This is a genomic window from Sorangium sp. KYC3313 (assembly GCF_052075895.1).
GTDB classification, from domain to species: domain Bacteria; phylum Myxococcota_A; class Polyangia; order Polyangiales; family Polyangiaceae; genus Sorangium; species Sorangium cellulosum_B.
In genome coordinates, this window is sequence record NZ_CP197255.1 from 9110915 (window position 1) to 9131393 (window position 20479).

The 20479-nt window shown below is 72.7% G+C and carries 17 protein-coding genes and 1 pseudogene; 16 read left to right on the plus strand and 2 right to left on the minus strand.

All coding sequences use genetic code 11. The features are described from left to right. Positions 1-106 precede the first annotated feature (106 nt). From ACSRUE_RS34540 to prdB, 3 genes and pseudogenes are all read left to right on the plus strand, one after another. Positions 107-1237 carry a proline racemase family protein gene (locus ACSRUE_RS34540; RefSeq protein ID WP_441287312.1) on the plus strand — a complete coding sequence of 377 codons (1131 nt, stop codon included), beginning with the start codon at positions 107-109 and terminating at the stop codon, positions 1235-1237. A 250-nt stretch (positions 1238-1487) separates the two neighbouring features. Further along, positions 1488-2759, plus strand: a pseudogene (gene prdA / locus ACSRUE_RS34545) (D-proline reductase (dithiol) proprotein PrdA); the annotation flags it as partial. Between the two features lie 94 nt (positions 2760-2853). Beyond that, positions 2854-3579, plus strand: a complete 726-nt coding sequence (gene prdB, locus ACSRUE_RS34550) for a D-proline reductase (dithiol) protein PrdB (protein ID WP_441287313.1) — start codon at positions 2854-2856, stop codon at positions 3577-3579. Between the two features lie 64 nt (positions 3580-3643). Here prdB and ppsA read toward each other — a convergent pair whose 3' ends face one another. Beyond that, positions 3644-5971: a phosphoenolpyruvate synthase gene (gene ppsA, locus ACSRUE_RS34555; RefSeq protein WP_441287314.1), complete on the minus strand. Its 2328-nt coding sequence runs from the start codon at positions 5969-5971 to the stop codon at positions 3644-3646. 339 nt (positions 5972-6310) lie between these two features. On the opposite strand from ppsA, the gene ACSRUE_RS34560 reads away from it, so the two are divergent. Genes ACSRUE_RS34560 through hypE form a run of 11 tightly spaced genes read left to right on the plus strand, consistent with a single transcriptional unit; the run spans position 6311 to position 16616 of the window. After that, the gene (locus tag ACSRUE_RS34560; RefSeq protein WP_441287315.1) at positions 6311-7507 is read left to right on the plus strand and encodes a 4Fe-4S dicluster domain-containing protein; all 1197 of its coding nucleotides are present in this window, start codon (positions 6311-6313) and stop codon (positions 7505-7507) included. Positions 7508-7513: 6 nt separating this feature from the next. Then, on the plus strand, positions 7514-7981 hold the full coding sequence (locus ACSRUE_RS34565; RefSeq protein ID WP_441287316.1) for a cyclic nucleotide-binding domain-containing protein: 468 nt from the start codon (positions 7514-7516) through the stop codon (positions 7979-7981). After that, positions 7978-8856, plus strand: a complete 879-nt coding sequence (locus ACSRUE_RS34570) for an FAD/NAD(P)-binding protein (RefSeq protein ID WP_441287317.1) — start codon at positions 7978-7980, stop codon at positions 8854-8856. Before ACSRUE_RS34565 ends, ACSRUE_RS34570 begins: the two co-directional genes overlap by 4 nt. Before the next feature lie 5 nt (positions 8857-8861). Then, the gene (locus ACSRUE_RS34575) at positions 8862-9638 is read left to right on the plus strand and encodes an oxidoreductase (RefSeq protein ID WP_437944171.1); all 777 of its coding nucleotides are present in this window, start codon (positions 8862-8864) and stop codon (positions 9636-9638) included. Further along, a complete protein-coding gene (locus ACSRUE_RS34580) occupies positions 9628-10986 on the plus strand; it encodes a Ni/Fe hydrogenase subunit alpha (RefSeq protein WP_441287318.1) in 1359 nt (452 codons plus the stop codon). Before ACSRUE_RS34575 ends, ACSRUE_RS34580 begins: the two co-directional genes overlap by 11 nt. Next, on the plus strand, positions 10983-11543 hold the full coding sequence (locus ACSRUE_RS34585; protein ID WP_441287319.1) for a hydrogenase maturation protease: 561 nt from the start codon (positions 10983-10985) through the stop codon (positions 11541-11543). The genes ACSRUE_RS34580 and ACSRUE_RS34585 overlap by 4 nt, the downstream gene beginning before the upstream one ends. A 4-nt stretch (positions 11544-11547) precedes the next feature. After that, positions 11548-11889: a hydrogenase maturation nickel metallochaperone HypA/HybF gene (locus ACSRUE_RS34590; RefSeq protein WP_441287320.1), complete on the plus strand. Its 342-nt coding sequence runs from the start codon at positions 11548-11550 to the stop codon at positions 11887-11889. A gap of 2 nt (positions 11890-11891) precedes the next feature. Further along, the gene (hypF, locus tag ACSRUE_RS34595; RefSeq protein WP_441287321.1) at positions 11892-14219 is read left to right on the plus strand and encodes a carbamoyltransferase HypF; all 2328 of its coding nucleotides are present in this window, start codon (positions 11892-11894) and stop codon (positions 14217-14219) included. Positions 14220-14221: 2 nt separating this feature from the next. Beyond that, entirely contained in the window at positions 14222-14467 is a 246-nt protein-coding gene (locus ACSRUE_RS34600) for a HypC/HybG/HupF family hydrogenase formation chaperone (RefSeq protein ID WP_441287322.1), read from the plus strand. Continuing rightward, positions 14464-15591, plus strand: a complete 1128-nt coding sequence (gene hypD, locus ACSRUE_RS34605) for a hydrogenase formation protein HypD (protein ID WP_441287323.1) — start codon at positions 14464-14466, stop codon at positions 15589-15591. Before ACSRUE_RS34600 ends, hypD begins: the two co-directional genes overlap by 4 nt. Continuing rightward, a complete protein-coding gene (gene hypE / locus ACSRUE_RS34610; RefSeq protein ID WP_441287324.1) occupies positions 15588-16616 on the plus strand; it encodes a hydrogenase expression/formation protein HypE in 1029 nt (342 codons plus the stop codon). Before hypD ends, hypE begins: the two co-directional genes overlap by 4 nt. A gap of 249 nt (positions 16617-16865) precedes the next feature. On the opposite strand, the gene ACSRUE_RS34615 is transcribed toward hypE, so the two are convergent. Next, complete coding sequence (locus ACSRUE_RS34615; protein ID WP_441287325.1) at positions 16866-17411, minus strand: DUF4123 domain-containing protein; 546 nt, start codon at positions 17409-17411, stop codon at positions 16866-16868. A 71-nt stretch (positions 17412-17482) separates the two neighbouring features. Between ACSRUE_RS34615 and ACSRUE_RS34620 the strand changes: the two genes are divergently transcribed. Together ACSRUE_RS34620 and ACSRUE_RS34625 are read left to right on the plus strand one after the other, a co-directional pair. After that, positions 17483-18025 carry a hypothetical protein gene (locus tag ACSRUE_RS34620; RefSeq protein WP_441287326.1) on the plus strand — a complete coding sequence of 181 codons (543 nt, stop codon included), beginning with the start codon at positions 17483-17485 and terminating at the stop codon, positions 18023-18025. Positions 18026-18089: 64 nt separating this feature from the next. Then, positions 18090-20462, plus strand: coding sequence for a DUF2169 family type VI secretion system accessory protein (locus ACSRUE_RS34625; protein WP_441287327.1), 2373 nt, complete (start codon positions 18090-18092; stop codon positions 20460-20462). The last annotated feature ends 17 nt before the right edge of the window (positions 20463-20479 follow it).

A 20479-nucleotide genomic window follows, 5' to 3' on the forward strand; every position in this document is an offset into this window, starting at 1 on the left:
GCGCGTCAAGGTGCCCGTCAGACACGGCCGGGGGCGGCCATCACCGCTCTCAACCACGCCTGCCCGGCGCCCGGACGCCTGAGGCGCCCCAGGCGACAGCCCTGACGTGACGCTCGCCGCCACGCATCCCATAGTTGCGCTCTCGGCGGCTACGGAGCAGCAGGTCGTGCCGCGCTGCGCGTCCTCGATGCGCCGGCGCGAGCAGGCGCACCCAGGAGGAACCATGGCAAGGCTGTCCCATGTTCTCTCTGCCATCGATACCCATAGCGGCGGCGAGCCGAATCGCATCCTCATGAGCGGTGTGCCGCCCCTGCCGGGAGCCACGATGGCCGACAGGAAGGAGTACATGCGAGCGCACCTGGATCACATCCGTACGCTCGCGGTACAGGAGCCCAGGGGGCACCGTGACATGCTGGGCGCCGTGCTCACGCCCCCCGTGACGGCCGGCGCCCACCACGGTGTGATCTTCATCGAGGGCAGGAGCTACCCCGATATGTGCGGCCACGGGATCGTCTGCATCGCGACCGCGCTCCTCGAGACCGGCGCGATCGTGCCTCACGCGCCGGAGGGCTCCCTCGTCTTCGATACACCCGCAGGGACCGTCGAAGCGCATGCGCGGGTCGAAGGGCATCAGGTGGCCGATGTGACCGTGGTCAATGTCCCCTCCTTCCTTTACGCCGATGGCGTCGAGGTTCAGCTCCCGGACGGCAGGGAAGTCAAGATCGCCGTGGCGTTCGGCGGCAACTTCTTCGCCCTGGCGAGAGCGGAGGACCTCGGGGTCTCGATCCGCCCCGAGAACGCGGCGAGGCTGGTCCAGCTGGGCGTGGCGCTGAGGAAGGCGGTCAATGAATCGATGCGGGTGCGCCACCCGACGGCGCCGCACATCACCACGGTCGAGATGGTCGAGATCTACGAGGCGCCGGCGCCGGAAGGCCATGGCGCGAAGAACGCGGTCATCTTCGGAGAGGGACAGCTGGATCGGTCGCCCTGCGGTACCGGCACCTCGGCCATCATGGCCATGCTCCACGCGCGAGGGGACCTCCCGCTGGGCGTGGAGTTCACCAATGAGAGCATCCTGGGAACGAGGTTTCTCGGGAGGCTCACGCGACAATGGCAGATAGGCGAGACTTGCGTTGTCGAGCCGGTCTTCACCGGACAGGCGTACATCACCGGGCTCCAGCAGCTGCTCGTCGACCCGGACGATCCGTTCCGGTTCGGCTTCGTGCTGGGGAGATAGCGGGGGTTTTCTTGGCGCCCTTGGCGGCTTGCCTGTTCGCTTCCCCGGCCGACTTCCCGCAGCTTGTCTACGCATCGAAGGGTGCCGAATTCACTCCACAGCCAGCCTGCGGGAGATGTGAGGAGCGGGTGTCGGAGGCGGGCGCGCGTCCGAGGTCATCCGTCTCCCCGCGCCCGGCTCTTGCATGACCATGACGACGACACGAGCGTGCTGCGCCGCGCCCCTCGAGCCTGCCGCGCCGCCGGGACGGGTTGTGCGCACGCTCACGCACAGGAACTACGACGTCAGCCGGGTAGAGATCAGGGGCGCGACCTCCTTCGAGGACGGGCGGCTGACGGTCCGCGAGTCGCTGTGCAGAGAGTCGCTGAAGGCCGATCCCCTCGTCAAAAAGGTGGAGATGGATGTCATCACCCCCGACAGGCGGCACGTCTTCTCCAATACCATCATGGATGTGATCCCGGTCGCCACGAAGGCGGAGGGCAGGCTCGGCGAGGGCGTGACTCACGTGATGGATGGCGTGGTGTTCATCCTCACGGGCGTGGACGAAGCTGGCATTCAGCTGCACGAGTTCGGCTCCTGCGAGGGATATCTGGATGAGAAGATCAGCTTCGGCCGCCCGGGCTGCCCGGACTCCGGCGACCTCATGGTGCGCGTCAACGTCGTCATCCAGGCCGGCACCGGCATGGAGCGCCGCGGCCCCTATGCGGCGCACAAGGCGTGTGATGCCATCATGCAAGAGGTCCGCGAAGCGCTCAAGAGAGCCCCCACGAGCGGCTGCATGGGGGTGAAGACCTATAGCGACATGAAGAGGCCCGGCAGGCCGCGCGTCGTGCTCGTCAAGGAGATCATGGGCCAGGGCGCGATGCATGAGAAAGTGCTGCTGCCCGCCGAGCCCGCGGGCGTCGAGGGCGGTCGCCGGAATGTCGACCTTGGCAACGTGCCGGTCGTGCTCTCCCCCAACGAGGTGCGCGACGGCGGCATCCACGCGCTGACCTGCGTCGGCCCCGCGACCAAGGAGGGCACGCGCCACTATTTCCGTGAGCCGCAGCTGCGCCTGATGGCGGAGGACGAGGAGATCGGCCTCGTGGGGGTCGTCTTCATCGGCAGTCCGCAAGTCAATGATGAAAAGGCGTTCGTCTCGGCGCGGCTCGGGGCGCTCGTGGAGGCGCTCGACGTGGACGGCGCGATCGTCACGACCGAGGGCTTCGGCAACAACCATATCGACTTCGCCGACAGCATCGAGCAAATCGGCGCGCGCGGGGTCAGCGTGGTCGGCGTGTCGTTCTCTGCCTGTCAGGGCCAGCTCGTCGTCGGCAACCGATACATGGACGCGATGATCGAGCTCAACAAGAACCCGGAGGGCCGTGAGAGCGAGATCCTCGGCGAGAGCACCTTGTGCCTCGAGGACGCGCGGCGCGCCCTTCTCATGCTCAAGACGAAGATGGCGGGTATCCCGATCGCGCCTGCCAACCGCAGGTGGACCCAGTCGGTCATCGACGCAAACCAGAGGCTCGTCAAGTGAGGGAGCGGCACGGAGTACGCGCAGGAGCCAGCATAGCGGGTTTATCTGAGTCACGTGAGGGTGCTCCGACGTGACTGACGTGAGGAGAAGCTCCATGAAGCTGACGACGGCGACAGGGCTGAAGAGCGAGATAGCTGTTCCGATCACGCCGCCTGCGGTCTGGACCCCCCTCGCGAAGCCGCTGGCTGAGTGCGTCGTGGCCCTCTGCACGGCGGGCGGCGTCCACCTGAAATCCCAGAGGCCGTTCGTCCTGTCCGGCGATCAGACGTTTCGCGAAATCCCGTCGACGACGCCGTCGTCCGAGCTGATGGTCAGCCACGGCGGCTTCGACAACAGCGACGTCAACAGGGACATCAACGCGATGTTCCCAATTGACCGCCTGCGCGAGCTCGAGGCCGAGGGCTTCGTCGGCAAGGTCGCACCGACGCTGATCGGGTTCATGGGGGGCGGCGGCGACGTGGACAGATTCCGCGGCGGGAGCGGGCCGTCCATCGCAAAGATCCTGAAGGACGAGGGCGTGGACATCGCGGTGTTCACGGGCGGCTGCGGTACGTGCCACCGCTCGGCGGTCGTGGTGCAGCGCGCCGTGGAGACCGCGGGCATGTCCACGATCATCATCGCGGCACTGCCTCCGATCGCCAGGCAGCAGGGCGCGCCCCGCATCACCGCGCCCCGTGTCCCCATCGGTTCGAACGCCGGCGAGCCCCGCAACGTGGAGATGCAGACGGCGATCCTCAAGGATACCCTCCGCGCCGTCGAGGAGATGACCCATTTCGGGCAGATGAAGGCGCTTCCGTACGAATACCGGCACGACGTGTGAGCCCGCTACCAGGCGATGGCCGAGCGGGGCATCCAGCTCGGGCACGGTGGTCTCGTCGCCGCCGTCACGCCCGCCGCGCCGCGTCGAGCAAGAGCCGCCGCTCGGCCGCCGCGATGACCTGGCGCGCCGCCGGCTCGGCGTCCGGGTTCACCGAGATGGACGTGATGCCGAGCCGCACGAGGTGCTCGGCGAACTCGGGGCGGTTCGACGGCGCCTGGCCGCAGAGCGACGAGGTGATCCCTGCCGCCCTGCACGCCTGGATGATCCGCCCGATGGCGTCGAGCACCGCCGCGTCGGACTCGTCGAACAGCTCGGCGCACACCGCGGAGTCGCGGTCCACCCCGAGCATGAGCTGGGTCAGATCGTTCGAGCCGATCGAGACGCCGTCGATGCCCATGCGCGCGTACTCCGGGATCCAGAACGCGACGGAGGGCACCTCGGCCATCACCCACCGGTGCAGCCCGCGCTGGCGGCCGAGCGGGCTCCTGTCCATGAGCTCCAGGCAGGCCGCGAGCTCCCAGCGCGTGCGGACGAACGGGATCATCACATGCAGGTTCGGCGTCTCCTCGCGGACGCGGGCGAGCACCTCCAGCTCGAGCGCGAACAGCTCCGGCTCGCGGACATACCGGTAGCAGCCGCGGTATCCGATCATCGGGTTCTCCTCGGCGGGCTCGAATTGCTCACCCCCTTTGAGCCCGCGGAACTCGTTCGTGCGGAAATCGTACGTCCGGTAGATGACCGGCCGGGGCTGGAAGGCGCGGGTGATGCGGAGCAGCGAGGCCGACATCTTCTGGAGGAACTCGTCGCGGCCGCCGGACGCGATCAGGGCCTTCGGGTGCGCGCCGCCGAGCGCGTCGAGCAGCATGAACTCGGCCCGGAGCAGCCCCACGCCGTCGACGGGCAACGCGGCCACCTCCTCGGCGCGCTCGGCGATCGCCAGGTTCACGTAGAGCCGCGTGCCGAGCACCGCCGGCGAAGCCGCGGGCGAGCCGGCGGCGGCCGGCGCGCGTTCGACCCGCGCCTCGGCCTTCGCGGCGGGCCCGGCTCCCGCATCCGCGGGCGCCCCGTCCGGAGCGGCCCCGGGCGCCTCCGCGGCGACCCGGGCCCCTTCGAGGACCTTGCCGTGCGCGCCGTCGACGGTGACCGTCTCGCCGTCCCGCAGGATCCGCGTGGCGGCGCGCGTGCCCACGACACAGGGGATGCGGAGCTCGCGGCTGACGATCGCGGCGTGGCAGGTCATCCCGCCGCTGTCCGTGACGAGGGCCGCCGCGCGCCGGATGGCGGGCACCCAGTCGGGCGACGTCATGGGCGCCACGAGGACCTCGCCGGCCTTCAGCCGTTGCCCCTCCTCCGGCGAGCGGAGCACGCGCACCGTCCCGGAGGCGGTGCCCGGGGACGCGCCGAGCCCCGAGACGAGGAGCTCTCCGGGGGCGGGGTGCGGCGCGCCCAGCGTGGTGATCGGGCGGGTTTGCACCAGGTACGTCGTCCCCCCTTCGACGGCCCACTCGATGTCCTGGGGGGCGTCGTAATGCGCTTCGACCTGCAGCGCGAGGCGCGCGAGCTCGAGCACCTCGTCGTCCTTGAGCACGCGCCGCGCGCCCTCGTCCTCCGGCAGATCCACGCGCTGCTCTCCGCCGTCCGGCGCGCGCACCAGCTTGAACGCCTTGTGGCCGACGCGCGCCTCCAGGAGCCGCGGCCCGCGCTTCGCGACCGTGTACGTGTCCGGCTCGACCTGCCCGCCGACCACGACCTCGCCGAGCCCGAACGCCGCCTCGATGACGAGGCGTGACGTATCCTTCGTCGCGGGATCCGCGGTGAAGATGACGCCGGAGCGCTCGGAGCTCACCATGCGCTGCACGACGACCGCCAGGGCGGGCTCCTCCGTCAGGCGCTGGGATTTCCGGTAGCTGACCACGCGCTCGCCGAAGGCGGAGGCCCAGCAGTCGCGCACGCGATCCAGCAGCGCCTGCTCGCCGGTCACGTCGGTGTACGTCTCGTGCATGCCGGCGAACGAGGTCGAGGCCGAGTCCTCCGAGGTGGCGGACGACCGGACGGCCACGATGGAGTCGAGCCCCAGCCTCCGGTAGGCATCGACGATCTCCGCCTGGATCTCCGCCGGGAGCGGCGCGGCCCGGACGAGGCGCCGCAGCGCGGCGCAGGTCGCGCGCAGCCCGGCCGGGTCGCTCGGATCGGCCTCGGTGAAGAGCCCGACGAGCTGCTTTCGCACGCCCGCGGCGCCCATCGCCGCGAGGTACGCGTCCGCGGTGATGACGAAGCCCGGAGGCACGGGCAGGCCTGCGCGCGTGAGCTCTCCGAGGTTGCTGCCTTTTCCGCCGGCGGACGCGACATCCGCGCGAGACAACGAATCGAACCAGAGGACGTGTTCGGCCACCGTGTCTCCTCATCGAGATCTGGATGCCTCCGCTCGGCGCTACTGCGCCGGCGGTTCGCGCGGCATCGGAGCAACAACCGGACCCAGCGCCGCCATCCCCGGCTGGCTCACGGGCTCCCGATCCGCGCCGGCACACGTCGTGCTCAAACGGCTCGGAGGATGCGCGAGCAGCCAGAGGACCGTCCATCCAGTGCACATCGAGAGCTGTCGCGCCTGGGCTGTGGGCGGTCGCGGATCGCTCGCGCCGGCGGTGCGGGGTGGATGTGATTGAAGCGTGGGACGGCGGTCGTTCGTACCGGTGCGAGGCACCGCCGCGCTCGCCACAGGGTGGGGGCCGACATGAGCTGTGAGCCGAGCTGCTTCCGCCCTGGCGATCGCGCGGTGCTCGGCCGGCCGGGGATCGCGGCGCTCCTCCGGGGCCTGCGGGAGGAGGGGTACCGCCTCATCGGTCCCACGCTCCGCGGCGGGGCCATCGTGTACGACGAGATCCAGGGCGAGGAGGAGCTCCCCGCCGGCTGGACCGAGCAGCAGGAGGCCGGCCGCTACCGGCTCGCCAGGCGCGCGGACGAGGCGCTGTTCGGCTACGCGGTCGGGCCGCGGTCGCTCAAACACCTCCTGTTCGTCCCCCGGCTTCGCCTGGTGCAGCTCAGGCGGCGCGGCGGATCCATCTCGCGGACCGACGAGGCCGAGGCCCCTCCGCGCCTCGCCGTCCTCGGCGCGCGGGCGTGTGATCTTGCCGCGATCGACGTGCAGGACCGCGTCTTCGTCGACGGCCCGCATCCGGATCCCGACTACGCGGCGCGCCGCAGAGGCCTCTTCGTGATCGCGGTGCAGTGCGGACAGGCCGGCGGCACGTGCTTCTGTGTGTCGATGCGTACGGGGCCGCGCGCAGAGCGTGGCTTCGACCTCGCGCTGACAGAGCTCCTCGACGAGGGCCACCGCTTCTTCGTCGAGGTGGGCAGCGACGCTGGCGCTTCCTTGCTCGCTCGCGCTGGCGCTTCCAGAGCGGGCGAGGACGACGCCCGCGCAGCCTTCGAGGTCTCGCGCCGCACGGCGACCCAGATGGGCAGGAAGCTCGATACAGACGGCATCAAGGAGCTCTTCTATCGAAACCTCGAGCACCCCCGCTGGGATGACGTGGCCGAGCGCTGCCTGGGATGCACGAACTGCACGCTCGCGTGCCCGACGTGCTTCTGCAGCACGATCGAGGACGCGACAGACCTCCCCGTTGACGCGGGTCAGGACGCCGTCGACACGGGTCCCTCCGACGAGACGGCGGAGCGCTTCCGGCGCTGGGACTCGTGCTTCTCCCTCGACCACTCGTACCTGCACGGCGGCAGCGTCCGCGCCTCGCTCCGGGCCCGCTACAGGCAATGGCTCACGCACAAGCTGGCCACGTGGATCGATCAGTTCGGCACGTCCGGCTGCGTCGGCTGCGGCCGGTGCATCACGTGGTGCCCCGTCGGGATCGACATCACCGAAGAAGCGGCCGCCATCCGGGCCGGAGACGGCGCCGTCGCCGCCGGGAAGGGGTAGGAGCCGATGAAGGCGGAGGAGCTCCTTCCCATTCTCGGAGCCCACCCGTTCCTGGACGGGCTCCCGGCCGCGCACCTCGCGTGCCTGGCCGAGGGCGCGTTTGCGCGGAGCTTCCCGGAGGGGGCGTTCCTCCTCCGGGAGGGAGGCGAGGCGGACACGCTCTACCTGCTCGCGCAGGGGCGCGTGACGCTCGAGATCCACCGCCCCGGCCGCGCCCCTGTGCAGGTCGAGAGCCTTGAGGGCGGGGACATCCTGGGCCTGCACTGGCTCTTCCCGCCGCGGCGATGGGTGCTCGACGCGCGGGCGGTCACGCCGGTCCGCTCGATCGGGCTCGACGCGGCGCACCTGCGGGCGTGCTCGGACGCCGATCCCGCGCTCGGATACGCCGTGTCCCTGCGCCTCCTGCGGCAGCTCTACGCGCGGCTGGAGCGCGTGCGGCTGCAGCGGCTCGACGTCTACAGGGCCGAGCCATGACCTTCGTGCCGCGGAACATCCCGCTGCCCTTCGCGCCGGACGCCGCGATGCCAAACCCCTGGGCGCCGGAGCCGGCGCGCGTGCGGCGCGTCCACCGCGAGACAGCGGCGACTTTCACGGCGACGATCGACCTGCCGGGCCGCCCGGGCGGTATCGCCTTCGCGCCCGGCCAGTTCAACATGCTCTACGCCTTCGGGGTCGGCGAGGTCGCGATCTCGATCAGCGGGGATCCCGCGCGGCCCGATCGGCTCCTGCACACGATCCGCGAGGCGGGCTCGGTCACGCGCGCGCTCGGGCGCCTCCGCGCGGGCATGGCGCTCGGGCTGCGCGGCCCGTTCGGGAATCCGTGGCCCGTCGACGAGGCGCGCGGCGCGGACGTGCTGCTCCTCGCCGGCGGGCTCGGGATGGCGCCGCTGCGGCCGGCGCTCTGCCACATCCTCCGGCACCGGGCCGCCTATGGCCGCGTCGCGCTGCTCTACGGCGCCCGCGGGCCCGAGGACCTGCTCTACCGCAGGGAGCTCGATCGCTGGAGCCGCCGCGCCGACCTGCAGGTGCTCGTGACCGTGGACCGCGCAGGGCCCGGGTGGCGCGGGTACGTCGGGGTCGTGCCGGCCCTCCTGCGACTCGCGGACTTCGAGCCGGGCCGCGCGGTCGCGTTCGTCTGCGGGCCGGAGGTGATGATGCGCTTCACGGCGCGCGAGCTCGAGCGCCGCGGCGTCCCCGGCGAGCGCGTCCACGCCTCGCTGGAGCGGAACATGAAGTGCGCGGTGGGGATCTGCGGCCGCTGCCAGCTCGGGCCGAGCTTCGTCTGCAAGGACGGCCCCGTGCTCCGCTACGACCGCGTGGGGCCGCTGCTCGCGGTCCGGGAGCTGTGAGCGCCATGGCGCGCCGCGCGAAGCCGAAGCTCGCCGTGTGGAAGTTCGCCTCGTGCGACGGCTGTCAGCTCAGCGTCCTCGACCTCGAGGACGAGCTCCTGTCGCTCGCCGCCGCGATCGACATCGCCTACTTCAAGGAGGCCACGAGCCTCGAGCGCGCGGGGCCGTTCGACCTGTCGCTCGTCGAGGGGTCGATCACGACGCCCGCCGACGCCGAGCGGATCCGCGAGGTCCGGCGGCTGTCGAAGGCGCTCGTCACGATCGGCGCCTGCGCCACGGCCGGGGGCATCCAGGCGCTGCGCAACTTCGCGAATGTACGTGATTTTTTGTCGGTTGTGTACGCCTCGCCCGCGTACATCGAGACCCTCGCCACCTCCACGGCGATCGCCGACCACGTCCCCGTCGACTTCGAGCTGCGCGGCTGCCCGGTGAACAAGCGCCAGCTCCTGGAGGTGATCAGCGCCTTTCTCCACGGGCGCCGGCCCAATGTCGCGAGCCACAGCGTCTGCGTCGAGTGCAAGAGCCGCGGCAACGTGTGCGTGATGGTGACCGGGACGCCTTGCCTCGGCCCGGTGACGCACGCGGGCTGCGGCGCGCTCTGCCCGACCTACCAGCGCGGCTGCTACGGCTGCTTCGGGCCCATGGAGGCGCCGAACATGGAGTCGCTCTCGCGCGCATTCCGGGCGGCGGGCGTGCCGGAGCGCGACCTCGTGCGGCTCCACCGCACCTTCAACGCCAACGCCCCGGCGTTCCGCGCGGAGAGCGAGCGGCATGAGCGCTGAGACGCGCACCATCGCGATCGACTACCTGGCCCGCGTCGAGGGCGAGGGTTCGCTGACGCTCGTGATCGAGGACGGGCGGGCGAAGGAGGCGCGCCTCTCGATCTTCGAGCCGCCGCGGTTCTTCGAGGCGTTCCTCCGCGGGCGGGGCTACGCGGAGGCGCCCGACATCACGTCCCGCATCTGCGGCATCTGCCCGGTCGCGTACATCACGAGCGCGTGCCGCGCGATGGAGGACGCGCTCGGCATCGAGCTCGGCCCGGAGCTCCGCGCGCTCAGGCGCCTGCTCTACTGCGGCGAGTGGATCGAGAGCCACGCCCTGCACGTCTTCCTGCTGCACGCGCCCGACTTCCTCGGCTACCCGGACGCGGTCGCCATGGCGCGCGACCACCGCGACTGGGTCGCGAAGGGCCTCGCCATCAAGAAGGCGGGGAACGCCGTCCTCGCGCTCCTCGGGGGCCGCGAGATCCACCCCGTCAACGCCCGCGTCGGCGGCTTCTACAGCGCGCCGTCCCGCGCGGAGCTCACGCGCCTGCTCCCCGAGCTGCGCGCCGGGCGCGAGCGCACGCGCGCGTGCCTCTCCTGGATGGCGACGCTGCCGTGCCCGGAGCTCGAGCGACCCTACGAGTTCGTCGCGCTCCGCAGCGACGACGTGTACGCGATCGCCGAGGGGCGCCTCGTCTCCTCGGGCGGGCTCGACATCGAGGTGCGCTCGTACGATGCCCATTTCATCGAGGAGCACGTCTCCTGGTCGACCGCGCTGAGGTCGAGGATCCGGGGTCTGGAGCGCAGGGCGCCGCCAGGCGACCCGGAGCCCCGGACGTCCGGACACGGCAGCGGCAGCTATCTGTGCGGCCCGCTCGCGCGCTTCAACCTGAGCTTCGATCGCCTGCTACCCGAGGTCCAGGACGCGGCGCGCGCCGCCGGCCTCGCCGTCCCGTGCCGCAACCCGTTCCGGAGCCTGCTCGTGCGCCTCGTGGAGATCCTTCAGGCGTTCGAGGAGTCGATCCGGATCATCGAGGCCTACGCGCCCCCGCCCGCGCCGTTCGTCGCGCCTCCCGCGGTCCGCGCGGGCACGGGCTACGGCGGCTCCGAGGCGCCGCGCGGCTTCCTGTACCACCGCTACACGCTCGACGCCGAGGGGACGATCCTGGACGCCAAGATCGTCCCGCCCACGTCGCAGAACCAGCTCTCGATCGAGGAGGACCTCTGCGCGCTGTCGCCGTCCTTGGCGTCGCTGCCGCTCCGCGAGGCGACCGCGCGCGCCGAGCAGGCCGTGCGCAACCACGACCCCTGCATCTCCTGCGCGACGCACTTCCTCACCCTGCGCGTCGAGGAGGCGCCGCGATGACCACGCGGATCATCGGCCTCGGGCAACGCGCCGCCGGAGACGACGCTGCCGGGCTCGCCGTGATCGAGGCGCTGCGCCGCCGGGGTCTGCCGGACGACGCGGAGGTCGTCGAGGCGAGGGACGCGACCGCGCTCGTCTCGCTCCTCCAGACGTCCTCGACGGTCGTGGTCGTCGACGCCGTGCTCGCGTCGCCGCCCGGGGAGGTGCTCGATCTCTCGCCCTCGGACCTCGCCGCCGGTGCGCCTGTCCCGATCTCGACGCACGGTCTCGGCGTCGGGCAGGCCATCGACCTCGCTCGCATCACGGCGCCGGACCGGCTCTCCCCCGACATCCGCATCATCGGCGTGAGCATCGGCATGATGCCTCATCAGCGGGGTTCGGGGCGCAGGGCGCCGTCAGGCGACCCGGAGCCCCGAGCGTTGGACCGACGTTCGGGGCGCAGGGCGCCGTCAGGCGACCCGGAGCCCCGAGCGTTGGACGAGCTCGGCCTGTCGCCCGACGTGGCCGCGGCGGTCCCCCGGGCTGTCGCCCGCGTCCTCTCGTTCCTCGGAGGGTGAGCCCGTGCACGAGTCGTCCATCGCAAGGCAGCTGCTCTCCGCCGCCCTGGACCGCGCCGCGGCCGAGGGGGCGACGCGGGTCGTCTCGGTGCGCGGCTGGGTGGCCGAGGCCGAGGCGCTCTCGCCGGAGAGCCTCTCGCTCCACTTCGCGGCGCATGCGCGCGGCACGCCGGCCGAGGGGGCGCGCCTCGATCTGCAGCTCCACCGCGTCGAGGCGCGCTGCCTCTCCTGCGCCGGCACGTACGCGCCCGACCATCACGTGCTGCTTTGCCCGCGCTGCGGCGGCGACCAGGCGACGCTCCTCGGGCGTCTGGGGCTCGGCCTGGACGCCATGGAGGTGGAGTAGCCGTGCCGCGCCTCGCGCTCCGCGTGTACGGCGTCGTCCAGGGGGTGGGCTTCCGGCCGTTCGTGTACCGGCGCGCGTCCGCGCTCGGCCTGCGCGGCTGGGTGCGGAACCGCCCCGGCGGGGTCGAGATCGAGGTGCAGGGGCCGGAGCGCAGCCTGCGCACCTTCGTCGCCAGCGTGACCCGCGAGCCCAGCGCGCCCGCGCGCGTCGAGCGCATCGAGATCGAGCGGCGAGCCGAGGAGGACGCCGGTCCGTTCCAGATCCTCGGCAGCGAGGCGGGGAGCGGGGCGCGCCCGTCGGTCCCCGCGGATCTCGCCGTCTGCGAGGAGTGCGCCCGCGAGGTGGACGGCGAGACCGGCCGCCGCCGCCGCTACCCCTTCACGAGCTGCGCGCAGTGCGGCCCCCGCTACACGATCCTCTCGGGCCTCCCGTACGACCGGGCCAGGACCACGATGGAGCGCTTCCCGATGTGCCCCGCATGCGCCGCGGAGTACGCGGACCCCTCGGACCGGCGCTTCCACGCGGAGCCCATCGCCTGCCCGGCATGCGGCCCGCGCGTCCAGCTCGCCGCCGCAGCCGGAGACCCGATGGAGCCCGGCATTCGGAGCTCCGGGTCGCCTGACGGCGCGCTCCGCGAGGCCACGGCCGCTGTGCTGGCGGGGAAAGTGGTCGCCGTGAAGGGGCTCGGTGGTTTCCATCTGCTGGTCGACGCGACATCCCCGGACGCGGTCGCGCTCCTGCGCCGGCGGAAGCGCCGCGACGCCAAGCCGTTCGCGGTGATGTTCGGCTCGCTCGACGCCGTGCGCGGCGCCTGCCGCGTGTCTCCCGCGGAGGCGGACGCGCTGCGCGGTCCCGAGGCGCCGATCGTGCTGCTGCGGCGCCTCTCGCCCGCCGCCGCGCGGATCGCCATCGCCGACGCTGTCGCGCCGGGCACGCCGCGCCTGGGTGCGCTGCTCCCCTACACGCCGCTCCACCGGCTGGTGCTCCAGCTCGTCGGTCGCCCCGTGGTCTGCACGAGCGGCAACCTCTCGGACGAGCCGATCTGCACCGACACATCGGACGCGCTGGAGCGCCTGGGCGGCATCGCCGACGTGTTCCTCGTGCACGACCGGCCGATCGTGCGCCCCGTCGACGACTCCGTGGCCCGCGTCGGGCCGGCGGGTATCGAGCTCCTCCGCCGCGCGCGCGGCTTCACCCCGCTGCCTCTCCCGCTGCGGGTCGCCGCCCCGCCGATCCTCGCCCTCGGCGGCCACCTGAAGAGCACGACGGCGCTCTTCTTCGACGGCCAGGTGGTCGTCAGCCAGCACCTCGGCGACGCGCACACCGCGGAGGGCGCCGCGCTCATCGAGCGCACGGCCCTCGACCTCGCGCGCCTGTTCCGGGTGCGGCCGGAGCGCATCGCCTGCGATCTCCACCCCGACTACGCATCCAGCCGCATCGCCGAGCAGCTCGCGGCGGCCTTCCGCGCGCCGCTCGTCCGGGTGCAGCACCACCACGCGCACGTCGCCGCCTGCGTGGCCGAGCACGGCCTCGACGGACCTGTCCTCGGCCTCGCGTGGGATGGAGCCGGCTACGGGCTCGACGGCGCCCTCTGGGGCGGCGAGGCGCTGGTCGTGGACGGGGCGTCGTTCCGCCGCGCGGCGCACCTCCGCTCCTTCCCGCTGCCGGGTGGCGAGCGCGCCATGAGGGAGCCGCGCCGCTCCGCGCTCGGCCTGCTCTGGGAGCTCCGCGGCGAGGGCGCCCGGGACCTCGCGCGCGCCTGGTTCCGCGAGGCCGAGCTGGGCCCGCTGTTCTCCATGCTCGCGCGCGGGACGGGCTCGCCGCGCGCGACGAGCGTGGGGCGCCTGTTCGACGGGGTGGCGGCGCTCGCGGGCCTGCGCGGGGCGGCGAGCTTCGAGGGGCAGGCCGCCATGGAGCTGGAGTGCCTGGCCGAGGCGGCCGGCGAGCAGGCGGGCTATCCGCTGCCGCTGCGCGCCGGCGCGCCGGGGGTGCCGGCGGTGATCGACTTCGGACCGCTGATCGACGCGGTGCTGGGCGATCGGCGTGACGGCGTGCCGCCCGGCGTCATCGCGGCCCGCTTTCACGCGGCGCTCGTGGACGTCGCCGAGGCGCTCGCTGCCACGAGCGGCCTCGGGCGCGTCGTGCTCGCGGGCGGGTGCTTCCAGAATGCGCTCCTCGCCGCGTCGATCCGCGAGCGCCTCGCGGCGCGGGGCATGGAGGTCTACGCGCCGAGGCTCTACCCGCCGGGCGACGGCGGCCTGTCGCTCGGTCAGGTCCTCGTGGCCGCGCAGCGCGGCGCGGGCGCGGAATCGGACGCGATGGAGATGTGACGATGTGCCTCGGCATCCCCGGCAAGGTCCTCGGCGTCGCGGGTGGCGATCTCCGGCTCGGCCGCGTCGCTTTCGGCGGGATCGTCAAGGAGATCTGCCTCGCCTACGTGCCGGAGGCGGAGGCCGGCGATTACGTGATCGTGCACGCGGGCTTCGCCATCAGCCGCATCGACGAGGCGTCGGCGCGACGGACGCTCTGCTACCTAGACGAGCTCGGCGCGGCGCGCGAGGGGGAGGAGCCGCAATGAAATTCATCGACGAGTACCGCGACGCGCAGCGCGTCGGGCCGTACGTGGAGGCGATCCGGCGGGTGGTCTCTCGCCCCTGGGCGATCATGGAAGTCTGCGGCGGTCAGACGCATGCCATCGTCCGCTTCGGCCTGGACGAGCTCCTGCCTCCGGAGATCTCGCTCCTCCACGGCCCTGGCTGCCCGGTGTGCGTCACGCCGGTCGAGCTCATCGATTGCGCGCTCGAGATCGCCTCGCGGCGCGAGGTCACGTTCTGCTCGTTCGGCGACATGCTGCGCGTCCCCGGCTCCATCGACGACCTGTTCGCGGTGAAGTCGAGGGGCGGCGACGTGCGCGTCGTCTACTCGCCGCTCGACGCGCTCGCGCTCGCCGAGCGCCTGCCGGATCGTGAGGTCGTCTTCTTCGCGGTCGGCTTCGAGACCACGGCGCCCGCGAACGCCATGGCGGTGTTCGAGGCGCGGCGCCGCGGCATCCGGAACTTCTCGCTCCTCGTGTCGCACGTGCTCGTGCCGCCCGCGATGGAGGTGATCCTCCGGGCGCCGGATCGGCGCGTCGACGGGTTCCTCGCCGCGGGCCACGTGTGCACGGTGATGGGCATCGACGCTTACCGTCCGCTCGCCGCCGAGCACCGCGTCCCCATCGTGGTCACGGGCTTCGAGCCGATGGACATCCTCCAGGGCATTTTCATGTGCGTCCGGCAGCTCGAGGAGGGCCGCACCGACGTGGAGAACCAGTACGCCCGCTCGGTGCGCGAGGCCGGCAACGAGGCCGCGCAGCGCATGATCCGGGAGGTCTTCGAGATCGTGCCCCGGACCTGGCGAGGCATCGGCCCCATCGCCCGGAGCGGGCTCGGGCTCCGGGCGCCGTACGCGGACCACGATGCACAGCTGCGGTTCGGGGGTTCGGGGCGCAGGGCGCCGCCAGGCGACCCGGAGCCCCGAGCGTTGGCCGACTGCAAGAGCGGCCTCGTGCTCCAGGGGGTGATCAAGCCGCCGGACTGCCCCGCCTTCGGTGCGCAATGCACGCCGGAGACCCCGCTGGGCGCCACGATGGTCTCCTCGGAAGGCGCGTGCGCAGCCTATTACCGTTACCGGAGGGCGGACCCGCCGTGCGGTTCGAGATGAGCTGCCCCGCGGCGCTGCGCAAGAGGACGGTCCAGCTCGCTCACGGCGGCGGCGGGCGGCTCATGCGTGAGCTCATCGAGCACGTCTTCCTGCCCGCCTTCGACAGCGCTCCGCTCTCGGCCCGTCATGACGGCGCCGTGGTGCGGCTCGGCGGCGCGTCCCTCGCGTTCACCACGGACACCTACGTCGTGCATCCGCGCTTCTTCCCCGGAGGCGATATCGGCAAGCTGTCCGTCTATGGCACGGTGAACGACCTGGCCATGACGGGCGCCCGGCCTGCTTACCTGAGCGCCGGCTTCATCGTGGAAGAGGGTCTGCCCATCGGCGAGCTCCAGCAGATCGCGCTGTCGATGGGCGCTGCTGCGGAAGCGTGCGGGGTCGAGCTCGTGACGGGCGACACCAAGGTGGTCGACCGGGGCAAGGGAGACGGCCTGTTCATCAACACCGCCGGCATCGGCGTGGTGTCCGAGGGCGTGGCCATCGCGCCGCGCCGGGTCCGGCCGGGCGATGCCGTGCTCGTGTCCGGCGACGTGGGGCGGCACGGGATAGCGGTGCTGTCTGTCCGTGAGGCGCTGGCGTTCGAGGAGCCCGTGGAGAGCGACTGCGCGCCGGTCCAAGGCCTCGCTGCGGCGCTGATCGACGCGGGGATCGACGTCCACTGCCTGCGGGATCCGACCCGCGGCGGGCTCGCGACGGTATTGAACGAGATCGCGCTCGACGCGGGCGTCCACGTCGAGGTGGAAGAAGCGCAGATCCCCGTGGAACCTGCGGTCCTCGGGGCGTGCGAGCTGCTCGGGCTCGACCCGCTTTACGTGGCGTGCGAGGGCCGGCTCGTCGCGTTCCTGCCGGAGGCCCAGGCGGAGCGCGCCCTGGCGAGCCTGCGCGACCACCCGCTCGGCCGGGGGGCCGCGCACATCGGTCGGATCGTCAGGGAGGGAAAAGGGAGCGTTGTCCTGAGGACCCGGCTCGGGACCCGGCGCACGCTCGATCTGCTCTCCGGCGAGCAGCTCCCGCGGATCTGCTGAGGCCGCGGATCGGAGCACGCGAAGCATTCGTGTCGGGCGAGCCATGTGGGGCTCGAGCAACGCGGAACGGTGCGTATCAAGCTCGTTGGCCATTGAGTTGGTCACGACCTCATCACCCGATGTCGTGCGCGCTTCTTACCTATTCGGCTCCATGTCCACCGAAGGAGCGTGCCCCCGCCATGGCGAGGGGCGACGGCGGCGGTCACCTCAGGATGTCGAGCCGGGGTGGTCCCTTCGGGAACACCCGATTCACGCCGGCGCGGCCGCGCGGAGGTCGACCACGGAGCGCGCGAGCTCGGGCCCGGCGCGCCGGAACACGACGAGCTCCCCGGCGTCTTCGCCCTCGACAGCGTAGCGGAGGACGGGACCGAACACCTCGCCGAGCTCGCCGGCGTTGCACGTGGGCAGGTAGGTGCGCAGCACCCGCGGGTCGTAGTAGCGAAAGAACATGGCCGCTCCGTCCGGACCCAGGACGCGGAGCAGCCGGCGCAGGTGCCGCCGCACGGTCTCGAGGGGAGACGGCGTGGCGAGGAAGATACCCCAGCTCTTCCCCCACCCGAGCCGGAGCAGGCGCCGCGTGAGCTCACCCGATCGCTGGAGCCTCACCAGGTAGGGCGCCACCTGGGCCAGCTCCGGGCCCAGCTCGCCCGCGAGGAGGCAGCAGTGCGGCAGGTCCGAGGAGCGCACCGAGTCGGAGATCGCCGCGTCGCGCGCGCCGTCGAGGACGGCGTAGACCAGATCCGCCTCCGCGCCCCAGAGGTGCTGAACGATTCGATCGAGCGCGGCGCCATCCATCCATCACCTCGCGGCGGCGCCGCCCGGCGCGGCCCCGGGCATGATAACCTGCCTCGGTGCTGCGGCTGCGGTTGAACGAGCGTTTTCTCGACCTTGTCTCGCCGGCGGGCGGCGGGCCCGCGGGGCCGGGCGAGGCGCGGTGGCTCGATCTCTTCTGGTGGTGGGAAGAGGCGCCCCCGGGCGATCGCGTGCCGCTCCGCGGCGATCGGCTCGCGGCGCGGCGCTACGTCGCCTCGCTCGGCGCGCGCGCCGAGATCCTGCACGAGCTGCGGCGGTTCCTCCGCGAGGATCGGCCCTGGCTCTCGATATCGCCGGACGATCGCGAGGTGATCGACCACCTCGCGGCCGCGCTCGCGGCGGGACACGTGCACGTCGCGGAGGCCCCGGACCAGGGTGGTTCCGGGAAGGACCTGGCCCAGCCCGCGCCCTCTCCCGCCGCGGCGGTCCCGGCCCAGCGCCCGCGCGCCGCGGCAGCGCCGGTGGAGGAGCCCGACGACGCGCACGAGGAGCCGTGCTGGCCGTGCCTGCAGCGGGCCGCCGCCTCGGCCCAGGCGTTCCGGGACGCGGCCGCGGCAGGGCTCCCCTTCATCGCGGACAGCCCGCGCGCCCCCTGACGGCGCGGAGCGCCGCGCCTGACCGAATCCAATTTGCCGGAGTGGTGGTACCGTCCGCCCACCTATGGATGTCGTCTCCGACGGGCCGCTCCCCGTCGCCTCGCTCCTCTGGCAGGTGCGCTCCCTGACCTGGGTGCTCACGGTCATCTGCAAGGCGACGTTCACGCTCGCGCCGGGCGAGTCGCCGCTCGCGCCCGCGCAGGAGCCGATCCGCGAGCGCGACGCGTACCTGGGCGACGACCCCGCGCGAAGCCTGATCGAGGCGAGCGATCTCGCGCCGCAGAAGCAGGGCGCCGATGTCGTCCTCGTCGGCCACGCCCACGCGCCCGGCGGCAGCCCCGCGCGGTCGCTGATCGCGCGGATGGCGGTGGGCGAGATCGATAAACCCATTCAGGTGTTCTGCGATCGCCTGTTCACCCAGGAGGGCGAGCTCCAGGAAGGAGCGCACTTCACGACCATGCCGCTCGCCTACGAGCGCGCCGCGGGCGGGCCGGACACGGACAACCCCGCGGGCATCCGTCGCGAGGCGCGCGACGCCCGCGGCAGGGCCGCCGTCCCGAACCTCCTCCCCGTGGATCGGGTCGTGGCCAGCCCGGACGACCCCATCGCGGCGGTGGGCTTCGGGCCCATCGCCCCGACCTGGCCTTTGCGGCGCCGCAGGCTCGGCAGACACGCGGCGGCCTGGTCGTCGGGAGCGCTCCTCTCGAGCCCGATGCCGGAGGATCTCGATCGCACCTTCTTCAACGTCGCTCCGCTCGATCAGCGCCTGCTGCAGCTCCGCGACGACGAGCAGATCGTGCTCGAGAACCTCCATCCTCGCCACCCGCGCCTCGTCACCAGCCTCCCCGGCGTCCGCCCGCGGGCGACCGTCACCGGCCGCGCCGGCGGGCCGCGCGATCTCGCCATGCGCTGCGACACGCTCGTGATCGACACCGATCGCCTCCTCTGCACGCTGACCTGGCGGGGTCAGCTCCCGCTCGCGAGCCCGAAGGAGTCAGGGCAGATCCGCGTCTCGCTGGAGCGGCCCGCGCGGCAGGCGCCCGCCGAGGCGCCCACCCCCGCTGCGGCGGAGCCCCAGCCGCCGCCGCGGGTGGCCCCGGCCGCGCCCAGGGTGAAGCCTCCCTCCCTCGGCCTGCCGAAGCAGACCGTCGACATGCCGGCGAAGTCGCTCGACGCCGTGCAGGCGTCAATCATGCCCTTTCGCGCGGGACCGCCTGCGCCGCCTCCTCCCGAGGCGCCCGCTCCGCGGCCGGCCGCGCCGCCCGATATCCGGCCGAAGCCGAGCGCGACCGAGGGCCAGACGAGCGATCTCACCGAGGAGGCGACAAAGGTGCCTCTCCCCTTCGTCGCCCCGTCCTCGGCGCCGCCGCCCGCCGCCGCATCGAACTCCCCTCCTCCAAACTCCCCTCCTCCAAACTCCCCTCCTCCGAACTCCCCTCCTCCGATCCCTGCCCCGCCGATCGCGAAGGCCTCGCCCGGCGAGCCGGTGAGCCCCTGGGCGGCCGGCGCTCCGCAGCCCGGGTCGAGCGCCGTGGGCATGATCCCGCACGCGCCGGCGGCGCCGCAGACCATCGGCGCGATGCTCGCAGGCACGGGCGCGGCAGCGGACGCGAGCGCCGCGTTCGCGCCGGCGGCGGCGCAGCGGGACGCGCTGACGCTCGTGTGGTTCGATCGGAAGAGCGTGCCGCGCATCGTCCGCAAGCCGGCCTGGCAGCGCCTGCTCGACGCGATGGAGGACGAGCCCATCGACCCGGAGGCCGACGATCCGGCCCTCTCCGACGAGCCCACCGAGATCGAGGACCGGGCGCAGGTCTTCGAGATCCTCGATCGCGGCGCGGCCACCGACGTCGCGGGCGTGCACGGGGCGCTCGCGCGCGCCGCCGGCAAGCGCGGCATGCCGGTGCCGCCGCTCGAGCTGGTCGAGGGCGAGCTCTCGCTGTCCTTCGACGAGGTCGAGACGTTGAAGGCGCTTGTCTCCACCGCGACGCCGCTCGCAGCCGGCGACGACGCGCTCGCGGCGGCGCTCGGGGCCGCCGAGAAATTCCTCGCCACGCCGGGCGTCTCGACAGCGCCCGCCGTCGCCGAGGCGCTGTGCGGGAAGATCCGCGAGGCGCTCGGCCACGGAAAGAGGGGCCGGGTGGAGCTCGCGAACGAGCAGGTGGAGCGCGCGCTGCTGGAGCAGCGGCACTACCAGAAGCGCAAGGTGCTGGGCGGGCCGCACCTTCGCGGCCTCTTGCGCGTGGCGGGAGAGACGCAGCCGCTCGTCATCTACCTGCCGGCCTCGCTCGCCGAGGCGCTGCCGCTCTCGGCGCGCTTCCGGGCGCGGGTGATCGCGGCGGTGCACCCGGCGATGGACGAGCGGGAGGCGGAGCCGGTGGCGCTCCAGGCGGCGGCGCTGGGGCGGGTGGTGCAGGTCAGGCAGCGGCGCGCGTCATGAGGATCCGGACAGGCGCC